Annotated in this window: 15 protein-coding genes and 1 tRNA gene; 7 read left to right on the top strand and 9 right to left on the bottom strand. The window is 40.2% G+C overall.

From position 1 onward, the window contains the following. Positions 1-59: 59 nt before the first annotated feature. From ACFE93_RS30510 to purE, 3 genes are all read right to left on the bottom strand, one after another. Positions 60-839, bottom strand: coding sequence for a class II glutamine amidotransferase (locus ACFE93_RS30510; RefSeq protein ID WP_375479206.1), 780 nt, complete (start codon positions 837-839; stop codon positions 60-62). Positions 840-1,000: 161 nt separating this feature from the next. Next, positions 1,001-1,300 carry a putative quinol monooxygenase gene (locus ACFE93_RS30515; protein ID WP_375479208.1) on the bottom strand — a complete coding sequence of 100 codons (300 nt, stop codon included), beginning with the start codon at positions 1,298-1,300 and terminating at the stop codon, positions 1,001-1,003. Positions 1,301-1,417: 117 nt separating this feature from the next. Continuing rightward, positions 1,418-1,936, bottom strand: coding sequence for a 5-(carboxyamino)imidazole ribonucleotide mutase (gene purE / locus ACFE93_RS30520; protein ID WP_292777079.1), 519 nt, complete (start codon positions 1,934-1,936; stop codon positions 1,418-1,420). Between the two features lie 159 nt (positions 1,937-2,095). Between purE and nagA the strand changes: the two genes are divergently transcribed. Continuing rightward, a complete protein-coding gene (gene nagA / locus ACFE93_RS30525) occupies positions 2,096-3,298 on the top strand; it encodes an N-acetylglucosamine-6-phosphate deacetylase (RefSeq protein ID WP_375479210.1) in 1,203 nt (400 codons plus the stop codon). 398 nt (positions 3,299-3,696) lie between these two features. On the opposite strand, the gene ACFE93_RS30530 is transcribed toward nagA, so the two are convergent. Continuing rightward, complete coding sequence (locus ACFE93_RS30530) at positions 3,697-3,969, bottom strand: hypothetical protein (protein ID WP_375479212.1); 273 nt, start codon at positions 3,967-3,969, stop codon at positions 3,697-3,699. Positions 3,970-4,465: 496 nt separating this feature from the next. Between ACFE93_RS30530 and ACFE93_RS30535 the strand changes: the two genes are divergently transcribed. Next, complete coding sequence (locus ACFE93_RS30535) at positions 4,466-4,927, top strand: hypothetical protein (RefSeq protein WP_375479214.1); 462 nt, start codon at positions 4,466-4,468, stop codon at positions 4,925-4,927. 178 nt (positions 4,928-5,105) lie between these two features. Here the strand turns inward: ACFE93_RS30535 and ACFE93_RS30540 are convergent, their stop codons facing one another. Then, positions 5,106-5,915, bottom strand: coding sequence for a prohibitin family protein (locus ACFE93_RS30540; protein WP_375479216.1), 810 nt, complete (start codon positions 5,913-5,915; stop codon positions 5,106-5,108). A gap of 835 nt (positions 5,916-6,750) precedes the next feature. Next, complete coding sequence (gene murA, locus ACFE93_RS30545; RefSeq protein ID WP_375479230.1) at positions 6,751-8,118, bottom strand: UDP-N-acetylglucosamine 1-carboxyvinyltransferase; 1,368 nt, start codon at positions 8,116-8,118, stop codon at positions 6,751-6,753. Positions 8,119-8,526: 408 nt separating this feature from the next. Between murA and ACFE93_RS30550 the strand changes: the two genes are divergently transcribed. After that, positions 8,527-8,608 (top strand) — tRNA-Leu (locus ACFE93_RS30550). Between the two features lie 94 nt (positions 8,609-8,702). Then, the gene (locus ACFE93_RS30555; RefSeq protein ID WP_375479218.1) at positions 8,703-9,485 is read left to right on the top strand and encodes a TrmH family RNA methyltransferase; all 783 of its coding nucleotides are present in this window, start codon (positions 8,703-8,705) and stop codon (positions 9,483-9,485) included. 14 nt (positions 9,486-9,499) lie between these two features. On the opposite strand, the gene ACFE93_RS30560 is transcribed toward ACFE93_RS30555, so the two are convergent. After that, positions 9,500-9,748 carry a hypothetical protein gene (locus ACFE93_RS30560; protein ID WP_375479220.1) on the bottom strand — a complete coding sequence of 83 codons (249 nt, stop codon included), beginning with the start codon at positions 9,746-9,748 and terminating at the stop codon, positions 9,500-9,502. Positions 9,749-10,191: 443 nt separating this feature from the next. Between ACFE93_RS30560 and ACFE93_RS30565 the strand changes: the two genes are divergently transcribed. After that, complete coding sequence (locus tag ACFE93_RS30565; protein WP_375479222.1) at positions 10,192-11,862, top strand: dipeptide ABC transporter ATP-binding protein; 1,671 nt, start codon at positions 10,192-10,194, stop codon at positions 11,860-11,862. Positions 11,863-11,896: 34 nt separating this feature from the next. On the opposite strand, the gene ACFE93_RS30570 is transcribed toward ACFE93_RS30565, so the two are convergent. Beyond that, the gene (locus ACFE93_RS30570; protein ID WP_375479224.1) at positions 11,897-12,835 is read right to left on the bottom strand and encodes a hypothetical protein; all 939 of its coding nucleotides are present in this window, start codon (positions 12,833-12,835) and stop codon (positions 11,897-11,899) included. 698 nt (positions 12,836-13,533) lie between these two features. Between ACFE93_RS30570 and ACFE93_RS30575 the strand changes: the two genes are divergently transcribed. Both ACFE93_RS30575 and ACFE93_RS30580 read left to right on the top strand, forming a co-directional pair. Continuing rightward, positions 13,534-14,025: a GNAT family N-acetyltransferase gene (locus ACFE93_RS30575; RefSeq protein WP_375479226.1), complete on the top strand. Its 492-nt coding sequence runs from the start codon at positions 13,534-13,536 to the stop codon at positions 14,023-14,025. A gap of 217 nt (positions 14,026-14,242) precedes the next feature. After that, positions 14,243-14,338 (top strand): element excision factor XisI family protein, encoded by a 96-nt coding sequence (locus ACFE93_RS30580; protein ID WP_375479232.1) that lies wholly within the window; start codon positions 14,243-14,245, stop codon positions 14,336-14,338. Between the two features lie 15 nt (positions 14,339-14,353). Here ACFE93_RS30580 and nadC read toward each other — a convergent pair. Continuing rightward, positions 14,354-15,185: carboxylating nicotinate-nucleotide diphosphorylase (gene nadC, locus ACFE93_RS30585; RefSeq protein WP_375479228.1), on the bottom strand; the 832-nt coding region annotated here is incomplete at its 5' end.

The raw sequence follows: 15,185 nt of genomic DNA on the forward strand, positions 1-15,185 counted from the left end.
TAATATACTCCATTATCCCATACTGTATTGCACTCAATCAGGAACCGCTATATTTATTATTAACTGAATGCATATTTCAGGGGTAGCCCGTCCTGAAAAACTAGTAATTCCCCTGGTTGGATTTGTGTCCAAACTTCGTTGTCAGTCAAGGGTGTGGTAGCAATGACAGCAACGCGATCGCGTTCAGTAGTCACTTCCCGAAAATCTACGGTCATGTCTTGGTCAATTAAATGGGCAGCTGCAAAGGGCGCTTGGCGAACAATGTAGCTGAGTTTAGTTGAACAATAAGCAAACAAGTGTTCTCCGTCTGATAATAAGTAATTAAATATACCAATATTTGCAATTGCAGCAGTAATTTCTTGCAGCACAGAGTACAGTTCCTTTATATCGGGCTTACCTTTAGGAAAACGCGATCGCAATGTTTCTAGGATCGTACAGAATGCTTTTTCACTATCGGTATCACCTACGGCTTGATAAAAACCCAAATTTTCTGGATCAAAATCTGGCAAATTACCGTTGTGGGCAAATACCCAATACTGACCCCACAATTCTCTGCGGAAAGGATGGCAGTTGTGTAGGGCAACTTCACCCTGAGTAGCTTTGCGGATATGGGCTATGACATGGGTTGAGTGGATGGGATAACTCCGCACAAACTCCGCTACCGGAGAAGCAACAGAAGGTTGAGCATCTAAAAACATTCGACATCCCTTTCCTTCAAAGAAAGCAATGCCCCAACCATCGCTATGGTCATCCGTTTTTCCTCCCCGTGCAGAAAACCCTTCAAAAGAAAAGCAAATATCCGTTGGAACATTGCAATTCATTCCGAGCAGTTGGCACATGGATATTGCAGCTCTCAATTTTTGACTAAGGCCTCAGGATCAAGATACTTCAGAATGCTGCCTTGATTCTGGAGCGATCGCTTCAATCTTAAAATTTAAGGCTGAGATATTCCAAACGATTCTCAAAAATAAACAGTGTGCTTCTAGTTAGCAATATGTGACTATGCCAAAAGATGGTAGCGGCGGATATCTGGTGCAGCAGTCACTAAGCCTTCGAGTTTAGCTGCTGCCGCTTGGAAATGGGGTGAATCTAGATGAGTATTCAGGGCTTCATCAGAAGTCCACTCTTCTACAAAAGTAAAGTCTGTTGGATCGTCTTGGTTTTGCAACAGTTTATACTCGATCGCACCTGCTTCCTGACGGGTTGGCTCAATGAGTTCCAACAGTACAGCTTTTAGTTCTTCTACTTTGTTTGGCAAAGCAATAATACGGGCAACAATGCGAATAGTTTGGTTTGTCATTTGTCATTTGTCATTTGTCATTGGTCATTGGGCATGGGGCATGGTTATTCTGCTTGTCCCCTTGTCTCCCTCATCTTCCCCTGTGCTTCCCTGCTGCTCTGGTATTAATAATATTTATTAAAACATCTGCTGTAAATATTGCTCATAGCCTAGTTGTTCTAGTTTTGCTTGCTTTGCAATTACTGATTCACATAAGGTTTGGCGATATTGTTGCACTTTTTCTAGCAATTCTGGTTGATGAGTTGCAAGGATTTGTACTGCTAAAAGTCCGGCATTTTTGGCATTACCGATCGCTACTGTCGCCACAGGAATACCACCAGGCATCTGTAAAATAGAATACAAAGAATCTACACCTTGTAAGTTCCGAGTAGGTACAGGAACACCGATCACAGGAAGGGGAGTTAAAGACGCTACCATTCCAGGTAGATGGGCAGCACCACCGGCACCAGCAATAATTACCTTAATACCACGTTGGTGTGCAAGTTGAGCATATTGCACCATACGTTCTGGGGTACGGTGAGCCGAAACGATCGCCACTTCACTCTCAATGCCAAATTCTTCACAAACTGCGATCGCATCTTTCATAGTGGGCAAATCGGAATCGCTGCCCATGATAATACCAACTAGGGGAGTCATAATAATTCAAAATTCAAAATTTAAAATTCAAAATTATTTGAGCTAGCTTATGAAAGCTAGGTGATGCGGATCATCATCTCATCTATTGGCGTTGTTTGAATTGATTGATTGATGTTGGTTGCATTTAAAATCAGATTTAGCTCTTTTCTCATTAGTGTGATGACCCAAGCAACACAAAATTCTGTAGATATTATCAATGCTAGAGTACCTGGTTACAAAGATTTGCAGATGCTCTTGGTTAATCAAGAGGGCATAATTGAGCAAATCTTGCCAATGGGTACAGTCGGGAAGGACATCTGTGCATCCGTAATAGATGTTGCAGGTGACTGGATTTCATTGGGTGGGGTTGATTTGCAAATTAACGGTGCGTTGGGTTTGGCATTTCCTGATTTGACGGCTGAAAATGCTCATCTGCTTCAGAAAATAACGCAATTTTTGTGGGATGTCGGGGTAGATGGATTTTTACCGACACTTGTGACAACTTCAGTAGAAAAGATTCAGCGATCGCTTGCAGTCATTGCTAATTTTACTCCCCTCTCTGTTGACACAGAGGGGTTAGGGGTAAGGTCATCTGCCAAGATTCTCGGAGTACATCTAGAAGGCCCATTTTTGAATTACCAAAAGCGCGGCGCACACCCAGCAGAGTACTTGTTACCCTTAACAATTGACGAGGTAAAGCGGGTTTTGGGTGATTATGCCCATATTGTAAAAGTCATCACCTTAGCGCCAGAGTTAGATCCCACTGGTGAAGTAATTCCATATTTGCGTTCTTTGGGAATTACCGTTAGTTTAGGACATTCTCAGGCAACATCAGCCCTAGCGCAACTTGCTTTTGGACTCGGTGCAACGATGGTAACTCATGCTTTCAACACCATGCCACCGTTACATCACCGCGAACCAGGATTATTAGGGGCAGCAATTACCCATCCTGATGTGATGTGTGGTTTTATTGCTGATGGTGAACACGTTTCGCCTACGATGCTGCAAATTTTACTCCGCGCTAGTTACCAAGAAAAAGGGCTGTTCCTCGTTAGCGATGCCCTTTCACCTCTGGGGCTACCCGATGGCATCTATCCTTGGGACAGTCGGCAAATTGGAGTTCAAAACGGTACAGCACGACTAGCCGATGGCACTTTATCAGGGACGACTTTACCCTTATTAGTGGGAGTGCAGAATTTGGTAAAGTGGGGCATTTGTGATGTGGAGACTGCTATTTTACTAGCTACAGATGCACCTAGACAAGCGATTGGTTTGCCTGGAATTGCCAAGAGTCAACCCGCTAATTTATTGCGCTGGCATTGGGATGAAGCGACAAAAGAACTAGCTTGGCAGCGATTATTGGCAAATTTCGCATCCAGGTAAAAGAATTAAGGTGATAGGGGAAGAAGCGTTAATATACTCAGTAAAAATGTACATTTCTGAGATAGACATCATAAACTAATGGATATAGCTCTACTCGTTAAATTTCTTGCTCACTGTGCCATTCCGACTGGTCAGCAAATAAATTAAGAAGTCGAAGATTAGATAAAATCAAGAGAGTACCTACTCTCCAGATTTATCTCCCATAGAACTGTCTTGGTCGAAACTGAAGCAATTTCTTTGTGGCTGTGAGACACGCACACTCGACTCACTCAACCTAGCAATGGCTCTTGCTGTCAATTACATTACCGAAGATAATGCCTTCAGTTGGTTCAACTACTGTGGTCTATTTACCTGAAAATTGCTGTAAGATACAGACATAAAAGTTGATTTACGATCTATTAGGAACCTTGTAAAAGGTCATTAATTGAACTTATACTCTGTTTTATTTGTTCTGTCAGAGAAGTTCTTAATAAATCCAGGTTTACTGTTGAAAAATTGAGTACTCCTAAAGCATATAATAGGATCGAAATACCAATAATTAAAGCCAAAATTCTCCCAAAACAACCAGGATTGATTTCAATAAAAGCTAATTTAGATTGCCCGATAACAGCAATCGTTATAAAAACAATTCCTAATATTAAAAAGGTGCTATTTGGAGTTAAATCTGTCATTTTTTAATAAGATACCTCAGCACTTTTATTGTAGCTATTATTAGTTCAAATTTCTGCCCCTGCTATATGCAAAAACATAAAAATTTTGCAACTCAACATTCACGCCAAGCTAATAAGGCTCTGGCTATTGCAGTATCGGTGTTGGAACTCATCGTGTGCTACGATTTAGAAAGATATATATTTATTTTGAAACTTATTTAGCAATAAATAGCGTTGATTATCTCAATTGTGTATAAATTGTTCTATCTCACTCAGATATTCAAGGAAAAACCTAGATTCTGCAAGAAGCGAACTAACTGATGTGTCTTTAGCAGAAATTCAGATATCGTGAAGTTGCAGTTGATTTAAACTCAATTTTACTTTTTACGATTTTGCTGAGACTATCCAGTGGCAAAGCTTTCAGCATCAAAAAGCCAAAATGTCATCACTCGTGTACTAGACGTTAATTTAGTTTCTATATTAAACTACACTAATACGATAGGAATAGTGGTTTTTTATGGAAAGCGTCCAAAACGTTAGTCAAGAGTTGAATGTAACAAGAGACACAGCACTACAGCAATTACCACAGTCTACTCCAGTAGAGTTCAAAAAAGACATTTTCAAAAAACTCAGAGGTGGATTTTTTCTAGTACTAGGATATTTATTATCACCATTGTGTTGGTGGAATGACTTACTATTCAATTTGCCAATAGCTTATGGTTTTGGGTATGGATGTAGTTTACTTTCTCCAAAATTGCTTCTACCTTGTTCAATTATCGGATACTGGCTCTCTAATATTGTAGGAATTCTCTTGATGCAGTTCGGTTCTAAAGACATTTTTCAAAAAGAACCTCAAGAGCATAACCTCAAAAAAGAATTGTTCACAGGTTTAATTTCTTCGACAGTTTATACCCTGTTGATTATGCTGTTGATCCAGTTGAAAATTCTTGATTCTCCTATTTTATTCTCCAACAGTTAATTTAGTTTATCACCTTCCTAAAAGGAATCGATAGTATAGGTGCATATCTATACAGCCATACTATGTATATATAGCAGATATAGCAATAAGTGGAGGACTTACGAACAAAAAAACTGACTTATTCAAGAAATCTGGGTTTTAAGTCTCTGGATGGAGAGCAAATTAGCTAGCAAGAAGATCAATTTTCGTCAAATTTTAAAAGTTCACTTAAATTCAACAATTTTGGAGGCTCCTTACCTAAAATTAATGGCAACTTACCATTCCATTTTTCTATTGCTTGCCTTTGCAGAATTTCTGGAGTTAAACCATCACGTAATAATCTGTGTGCCTCAGCCTCTCCTTTGGCTAAATTAACTTTTGCCTCAGCCTCTTTTGTTGCTTTTAGTGCGATAAACTCTGCTTGTTTTGCTTCTTGTTCAGCAATCTGCTTTGCCTCCACCGCCTCACCAAATCGTTCTGAAAAATGCACATGAACTAGAGAAATATCATCAACAGCAACGTGATAGCTACCCAGTCGTGTGGACAATGCATCATCTACTCCACTTTTGACTTCTCCTCGTTTAGTAATAATTTCTTCAGCAGTATACTTTGCCATTACTGCTTTTAGCACTTCTTCAACTGCTGGGTTAATAATCCGAATAACTACATTTTGTTCATCTCCGATTTCTTGAAAAATGGCATTTGCTTCCTGGGGAATAATATGCCAATTGAGAGCTACGTCGGCAAAAACATTTTGTAAATCTTTGGAAGAAGCCTCAGCAGAAATTTCCTGTTTTTGGACTCGGATACTCAACTTTTTCACAGTATTGACTACAGGAATAATTAAGTGAAGTCCTTCTCCTAATATCTGGTTTTGTACTTCGCCAAATTTCATTAATACACCACGTTCCCCTGCATTTACAATCACACAAGGTGTGAGGAAGAGAGTTATCAGGAACAAAAGAGCAGTTAGTTTACCGGCACTGTTGAAATTTGTAAATTTTATCATCTGTGTGAACCATGTATGCATCTAGCCTAGAGACACATATTTAGGAGTTATGGGCTTCTTTTCGTCATGATTTTAGCTCGACTTTATCTAAAATTAAGAACATTTTCGACTTAATAGTAACTGCCCATTTGCAAAAGTCCCTAATACCCCGTTTACAAATAAACGTAGACAAGCTTGATATCTGCTTGTCTATCAGAATAACTATTGCGATCGCACATTCTTCCACAGGCGCTTTATTTTTGTGTTTTCTGCAAGGCGTAGGCGTAACCCGTCGTAGACATCGCTTTTAGAATGTGGAAAGGTGCGATCGCTAAGTAGAGATTTATCGGCAAGAGCAAGAGGTTGAGGTGTTGGAATCGTCTGTTACTTTGTCAGGAGAAGATATTTTACAGGGGTTTATTTTAAGCCTTGAGGCGATTTGGTAACTGAATAACCAATGTATTACAAACCAATAAAAGTAATTAATAAAACAGTATGAGTATTACACTCAAACCGATAACTATAATGTATGAGGACTTTAAATACAAAAAGACCAGCCTCCCACAGCTGGTCTAAAAAATGTTTTTGCGTTGTCTTCTCAAGAGAGGTAAAACCCAATTGCGCGTTCCCAAAATGCAACGGGCAACTTTTCTTAACAATATTGTAACAGCCAACACAGATTTTTCCAGAATATTCATCAAAAAAAGACATGGGCAAAGCTTAAAAGCCTCTATCTATCAGGATAATTTAGCAGATTGCAAGGTATAGATGGGAGAGATAAAGGCAGACAAGGGAGAAGATTTTACCTTATCTCCCTTGTTCCTCTTATCCCAGCATCAGTCTCAATCGATCAATTTCAACTTGACAAGCTACTGATGCTGGGAGCGATTTCTACATCAGTTGATGTTTCGCCCACGCGGAGGATTTTAGCCCCCAATTGCTGCAACTTCATATCAAGTCGATCGTAGCCGCGATCGAGGTGCTGTAAACCCTGAATTGTGGTTTGTCCTTCTGCCGCTAGTCCGGCTATGACTAATGCTGCCGATGCCCGTAAGTCTGTACCTAATACCGGTGCGCCAGATAATTTTGGTACTCCCCGAACGAAAGCAGCATTGCCCTTGACACGAATATCTGCCCCCAAACGATTTAACTCTGAGGCATGACGCAAGCGATTTTCAAACACGGATTCGTTAATTACGCTGTCGCCTTCTGCCACTGCCAGCAAAGCCATGAATGGCGCTTGCATATCTGTGGGAAAACCTGGATGGTATTGAGTTTCAATATCTGTTGCCTTAAGGGTTTCTGCTGGCAGAATATGTAAGTGTTCGGGCTTTTCTTCAATTATTGTTACTCCAATATCCCGCAGCTTGGCAATTACTGGGATGAGATGTTCTGGAGCCACTGGCGAGAGGATGAGTTCTGAGCGGGTAATTGCTGCTGCCAGCAAAAACGTCCCAGCCTCAATGCGATCGGGAATAATGCTGTAGTCAACAGAATGCAACTTGGGGACTCCTTCAATAATAATCCTGCTAGTCCCCGCGCCCTGAATCTTTGCTCCCATCGCGTTACAGAAGTTAGCTAGATCGACTACTTCCGGTTCTCTGGCAGCATTTTCGATGATCGTTTCACCCTCTGCCAGGGTAGCCGCCATCATCAAGTTTTCCGTCGCTCCAACGCTGGCAATGTCTAAGTAAATATTCGCACCTTTTAATCTCCGGCTGCTGCCAGGGACGTAGGCATTACAAATGCCATGCTCAATTTGCACTTCCGCTCCCATTGCTTGCAGTCCTCGAACATGCAAGTCAACTGGTCTTGCCCCAATCGCACAACCGCCTGGTAAAGGCATCTGTGCTACTCCCAGTCTTGCCAGAATGGCTCCAATGGCGAAAAAACTCGCTCTCAACTGGGTAACTAATTCGTAGGGAGCTTTTGATGTTTTAATCTCGCTGGCATTGATGTCTAAAATGTCGCCTTGTCGGGTTAATTGCACACCCAAAGCTGATAACACCTGACCCATCCGCTCTACATCCGCTAACAAAGGGACATTACGGATACGACAATCGCCTGGACACAGCAAGGCTCCAGCCATGATTACCAGTGCTGAATTTTTTGCCCCGCTAATTTTCACATGACCCCGCAAAGGATGCCCACCCCAAATTTGCAAGACTGAGGAGTCTGCTTCTGGAGCAATTTTGGCATCTGGTAAGCTGGTAGAAGGATTAATAAGCCTACCTCCAAAAGTAATACGTATTTTATATGTTTGAAGTTGGTTTTGATTCTACAGTAAAGATTCAAAATGTCCACATTTTAAAGCACTGTTTTGTATAAAAAAATTGTTTTTTGGGTGAAAATGCAGGCTAAAAAGAAGCAATAGCAGGCTTTTTGAGCTTTTTAAAAAATTTAAAAAAAATAATTAATAAGTAGTAGTTTTAAGCAAAAATAAATACTCAGTAAAATAACTTAAGTGTTCTCTAAACAATCAATGCTGTACTGTCCAGTTAATATTTTGATTTGACCTTGTGTCTGAAAAAATCGTTTCCAGTTAGAGACTTTTAACGAGGCGTTATGCTTTTACTTGACAAAGGTAAAAGATAACGCAATAATAAGAAATTGTCGATAAGTACAAATGCCAGCGGAACTGGCGGAATTGGCAGACGCGCTAGATTCAGGTTCTAGTGCCGCAAGGCTTCCGGGTTCAAGTCCCGGGTTCCGCATATTATCTAAGTTAGGATTTAGAAGTCAAGAGTTATGAGTTGAAAGACAACTAAATTAACTCCTAACTATTAATTTCTAACTCCTAACTTTTTGATGTTGACCAGTTTACAAAATTCTTTAGTCAAACAAATTCGCAAGCTACACTCCACCAAGGAGAGGCACAAGCAGCAGTTATTTTTACTAGAAGGGGCGCACCTGTTAGAAGAAGCTTGTGCAGTTAATTACCCACTAGAAACTGTGTGTTGTACCTCAGGTTGGCAAGCATCACATCCTTCTTTGTGGGAAGAAGCTTGTAGGCGATGCGATCGCGCCGAAATTGTCAGTCAAGAAGTATTGGATGCGATCGCTACCATAGTCCAACCGGATGGTGTGGTGGCAACGGCAAAACGAAGCCAACGCCAAACTCAACTACCATTTACTGGTTTAGCGCTAGCTTTAGAAACGGTACAAGATCCCGGCAACCTGGGTACGATGATTCGCACCGCCGCTGCCGCCGGAGCATCAGGGTTGTGGGTCAGTGGAGATAGTGTAGATTTAGATAGTCCTAAAGTTCTACGTGCTTCTGCAGGGCAATGGTTTCGCCTAGCAACAGCCGTAACCGAAGATTTAAAAGCGACAGTCCAACAAAGTCAGCAGGCAGGAATGCAGGTAGTGGCAACCTTACCCAGTGCGACTTTAACTTACTGGGAAGTGGACTGGCGAAAACCCAGTATGATTTTACTGGGAAATGAAGGTGCTGGATTATCAGCAGATTTAGCAGCGATCGCAGATCGGCAAGTTAAAATTCCTTTGAGTCCTGGGGTGGAATCTTTGAATGTGGCGATCGCAGCCGCTTTAATGTTGTACGAAGCTCAACGGCAACTAATTTGTCAGTAATAAATTTTAACTTTTTACCCCAATTGGGTTTTTGTTATTTCTTCAAGATATTGTTCAATATCAGCAACTGCGTCCTCAAGAGCCGCTAAATCAATATCTATCAAGTCTTGATCGAGTTCGACATCAGTAAAATTACTAGTATGCAGTTGGGGGATCTCTTCTTCCTCAGTCGAACTTTCTTGTAAGATATCCTCCAACTGTTCGAGGGATTCTTGAAACACTTGATCGGCAGCGCGCCTCTGTTCTGGCTGATTTTGCTCCATAATATTAACTTGAAAATCCTGATTTACTGACTTAATTTTGATTCTAGTTCCTACAGATTTAAATTTTGCACTTATAACATCATAGTTGTGTGCTGTATCAACTTTAGCAGTGGTTATCAAGAATATCGATAGCTGTCTCCAATTAAGAGGAGGCAGGAGGCAGGAGGAAAGAATTATGATTGATTACTTTAGTTGTGGGTCATTATCCTGTTTAAAAAGAAGATATGGTACGAGCATCAAGTGCCGTGAGATACAAACTAAGTCCAATGCTTTTAAACATAGGTTACTCCTGCCTCCTAAACGCGATCGCTACGGGTACACTAAATTAAGTTTGGCTAGGTTTAGGTAAGTTTTACAAAACAGGTCTAATACTTAATTTGATAGACTATCCTAAATTTGAAATTATAAAAGCTGGTAGCTCAGGGCTGATAACTAAACAAACTATGAGTGAAGCCTTATTCTGTATCGAAAATCTGCGAGTTGCCTATCCTGGGCGGAGTGGAGAAGAAGCAAGCTGGGCGGTTGATGATGTATCTTTCACGTTGCAACCAGGTGAAAGAATGGGATTGGTGGGAGAGTCAGGTTGTGGTAAATCAACTATTGGACGGGCAGTAATGCGTTTACTACCAGCCTCTAGCCGTATTGAGGGACGGGTGACATTTCAAGGAAAATCGGTGTTTGAGTTGACACCTAACCACCTGCGGAAATTTCGGGGAGAGGCGATCGCTTTAATTTTTCAAGATCCCATGACACGCCTCGATCCGTTAATGACCATTGGTAAGCATTGTATCGAAACCCTCCAGGCGCACTCACCACAATTATCAACGCGCGAAGCTAAAGAAAAAGCACTTGCTACTTTGGCAAAGGTGAATATTCCCGTTAGTCGCTGGAATCAGTATCCCCATGAGTTTAGCGGTGGAATGCGACAACGAGTAGCGATCGCTTTAGCTTTACTCCTTAACCCCAAGTTTATTGTTGCTGACGAACCCACTACCAGTTTAGATGTCACTGTCTCCGCGCAGATATTGCAAGAATTAACTCGCCTGTGCGGTGAAGAAAACATGGGATTGCTGCTAATATCTCATGATTTAGCAATGGTGGCTGAGTATTGCGATCGCATTGGCGTGATGTACAACGGTAAGATGGTCGAAATGGGTTCTACAGAAACTGTATTTAGGCAACCTCAACATGAATACACGCGATCGCTCTTAAAAGCAGCTTTACACATTCAAGCAGTAACTGATAGTGGAGAATTGATAATTGCCAATGACGAAGAAAAGCAATTACCGATTATTAATCAGCAATCTCCAATTTTGAGCGTTACAGAACTTAAGCAACACTATACTATAGAACCTAATTTTATCGAACGACTGCTTAACACACAAGTGCAGACAATTAAAGCAGTAGATGGGATCGACTTGGATATTTATTCAGGAGAAATTCTTGGCTTAGTTGGGGAATCAGGTTGTGGCAAAAGTACACTATCACGAACAATTTTGCAACTAATTCGTCCCACTAGTGGCAAAGTTGAGTTTTTAGGACAGGATTTAACTAAACTGTCGCGTCAAGAAATTCGTTCCTCGCGGCGACAAATACAAATGGTCTTTCAAGATCCTCATGCTTGTCTCAATCCAGCTATGACAGTGGGACAAAGTATTGCAGATCCTTTATTTATTCACAATCTAGCTAATCCTACCAAGGCAAAAGAACAGGTTTTGTGGATGCTAAATAAAGTTGGGTTAACACCGCCAGAAGTGTATTATGAGCGTTACCCGTCGGATTTGTCTGGGGGACAACAGCAAAGAGTAGCGATCGCTCGTGCTTTGATTACTCACCCTAAACTCTTAATTTGCGATGAACCTGTGAGTATGTTAGACGCCAGCGTGCAGTCGCAAGTGCTAGATTTGATGTTGCAATTAAAGGAAGAATTTGAATTAACTTATCTATTCATCACTCACGATCTTTGGTTAGCTCGATTTTTGTGCGATCGTATTGCTGTAATGAATAGCGGGAAAATTGTCGAACTTGGTCTTACAAAAAAGATTTTTGCCAATCCTCAGCACCCTTATACCAAAACCTTACTAGCTGCTGCTCCCTTACTAGCACGCGCTTAACTAAATAAGCTCAAGAGTTATGAGTTTAAAATTCCTAACTATCTTCTCTTCCCTCAAGTAATTTAGTTGTTTCTCCACTCGAACCATATAGCTCAACGAACCTTTTAAACAGCAATGCACTCTCGTGATTTGAAGTCCTACTTAAGTTGAATAAACGGTCTATATTTTTCTCATCTAAAGCTCTTAAATACGGCAAATCTTCAAATAGTGTCAAACAAGAAGCAAAATGCAAGATTATTTGTAATAATGGCTTTGGCCACTCTAGGTCACTATAAATATCTATAAACAACTGATGTTCTGAGTCATTTAAAGGGAAAGCATGAAAGATAACAATTATCCTTTTGTTATTATAGACTGGAATACTCAGTTCAACAGTGTAGGGAGTATGTAATATTAAATCCACCTCCACAGTTGGTTGTCGCCAAATTCTTAGAGGATTAGCTGGCGAATCTAATATTGTTTGAAATGTGATTATACCACCGACATTTGTAGTTTTAAACTGGCTAATACTAATAATTTTAAGATTATTAAGGCTAAACCTATGAACTGTTTCCAAATGTTTTAAATTCAATAGATGATATATTTGGCAAATATAAGGGAATGGTAAAATATACTCTTGGCTAATCATGTGTAGCTTTTTTAATTGAAGCTTGTTAGCTTGAGTACGAGCAAGATATTCTTGATATTGGCTGGGGTTTAAATCATTGCTATTGAAGCTTTCTTCCGGTTTGAGATATAGCCAACTCATAAAAAAGAAAGAGGCTGTAAATAGTTGAAATATTTCTATAGGAGATAAATAACCATCGGCAAATGCAGCTATACTTCTATCGGTTATTCCGAAAAGCCAAGATGGAATACCAAATAGCCAAATACTACTTTTAATTTGATCTATAAAAAGCGCTATTTCAACAATATTTGAAATATTACTATATTGCTTTGCACTTAATTTATTATTAAAACAATTAATAGACATAATATTTGGCTTAGAAATAATCCATATAAATTTCTGCTTATATTAAGTTTAAATACGAAAGTATGTTGATGACCTCTATCTTTAGCCATAAATAAAATTTGTACTTATTCATACAAACTTAAATCCAGTTTTTCTAAAAATAGCTACAAAATGCAATTTATTATTATATACAATTCTCAATTATATGTGTATAAACTTATAACAAAATCGTTTTAAGTCTTGCTGTTAAAGGATTTGAAGTTTTGTCGTCTGATTTAAAAAACCGTTTTAAAAGGATTTATGTTCACTGACTAAAAATTGCAATTGTCTCAAATTAACAGAAATAGGAGCTAAATATTCAAATAAAAGAGTTTGTTTTTCCTGAGATAATAAAATTATCTATTTATCTAGAATGCATACGGATGAGGCGTTAGGAATAACAACTTAGAATTTAAAACTAACGAGTTATAAAGTTTATCTGTTACAAAAAATACAATAGTTAGGGCGTTAATTTCTCTAGTTATAACAACCGTGGTGTCTTTCGTAGTGGCGCATCGTATACTTGCTAGTAGAGTTAGCCATTATCTTATGTAAGTAAGGTACAAAGCCCCTACTTGGCAAAGTATCTGTGACAATTACAATAGAAGCCGTAGAATTGCTACTGTTAACACTGTATTATTTTTGAATATTTTCTGAAGATTTTTTCCGAGACGGTAGCAATGACCATTCGCCATGCGACTGAAACTGACTTACCTGCAATTGTGGCAATTTACAATACTGCAATTCCTAGCCGCATGGCAACGGCTGACTTAGAACCAGTATCTGTGGAAAGTCGCCTTGCTTGGTTTAAGGGGCGATCGCCTTTACAACGCCCACTTTGGGTAATCGAAGTAGAAGGAGTGATTGCTGGATGGCTTAGTTTTCAATCCTTTTATGGGCGACCCGCCTATAGTAAGACTGCCGAAATTAGTATCTACATAGCCCCTAGCTTTCATCGGTGTGGCTTAGGACGGCAACTCTTAGCACAAGCAATTAGCGAAAGTCCTAGTTTGGGTATAAAGAGCCTAATATGCTTCATTTTTGCCCACAATCAACCTAGTTTAAAACTCTTTGAAACATTTGGTTTTGAACGCTGGGGACATTTACCTAACATTGCCGAACTTGACAGCGTTGAACGGGACTTAGTGATTATGGGACTGCGAATTAGTTAATCTATTGTTTAAGGCGATCGCTATTTTCTGAGACTTGGAAATTAAATTCGGTAACAATCGATCTGGATTAATTCTCCGTAACTATTGTGATGATTCTCAGGTAATTCTTATAGCCTTGGTAAGCGATCGCTTTTTTCTCGCTGTTCTTATTTCACATCGTAGCTCGATCAAACCTGGTTAAATAATATATCAAGCATTCTACTTAAAAGCTGGATACATAAACTTAGTTGAACTTGGTGTCCTCAAAGAAGACATTGTTTTAGGCTTTGATCGCCCAAAAATGCGATATTACAACGACTTTGCAGTAGGATAAGTAACCTCATTTTATTTAAAGTACAATCCTCATACTCAAATCTAGCCACTTCGATTGAGTAATCGGCGCACTGCTAGAAATATAGTCAACACCCGTTTCCGCCACGCCGCGAATCGTTTCCAAAGTCACATTCCCCGAAGCTTCAATTTTCACTCGGTTATCCTGCTGGCGAATCAACAGTACCGCCTGACGCATCATATCCAAAGGCATATTGTCCAACATAATAATGTCAGTGTTGTGCTGCAAAGCTTCTTTCACTTGTTCTAAACTTTCTGTCTCAACCTCTATTGTCAAAGGATAAGGAATCTGAGAGCGAATACGGGTAACTACTTCTCCAATTCCCCCAACCGCCGCAATGTGATTATCCTTAATCATCACCGCATCATCCAACCCCATCCGGTGATTAATTGCCCCGCCCAAAGCAGTCGCGTACTTTTCCAACAGTCTCAGCCCTGGCGTAGTTTTACGCGTATCCACCAACTGAGCAGGTAAATCAGCAATTTTCTCTACATATATATTAGTCAGCGTCGCAATCCCACTCAACCGCATAGCTAAGTTGAGCGCGACTCGTTCCCCCATCAGCAGCGCATCCAGCGAACCATGAATTTCAGCTACTATCTGTCCCGGCTCACACCATGCACCTTCAGTTGCCATCGCCACAAAGCTAACTTTTTCATTCAATATCTGAAACACCTTAGCTGCAACTGGTAAGCCAGCAATTATCCCTGAAGCTTTGGCGATCCATTTCGCAGAGCCTAGCGTTACATCTTCTACTAGTAGCGTATTTGTTGTGCGATCGCCCCTACCAATATCCTCCAGCAACCAGGCACGCAACAGTGGATCTAAA

Origin of the sequence: uncultured Nostoc sp., from assembly GCF_964247315.1 — a bacterium.
Taxonomy (GTDB): domain Bacteria; phylum Cyanobacteriota; class Cyanobacteriia; order Cyanobacteriales; family Nostocaceae; genus Nostoc.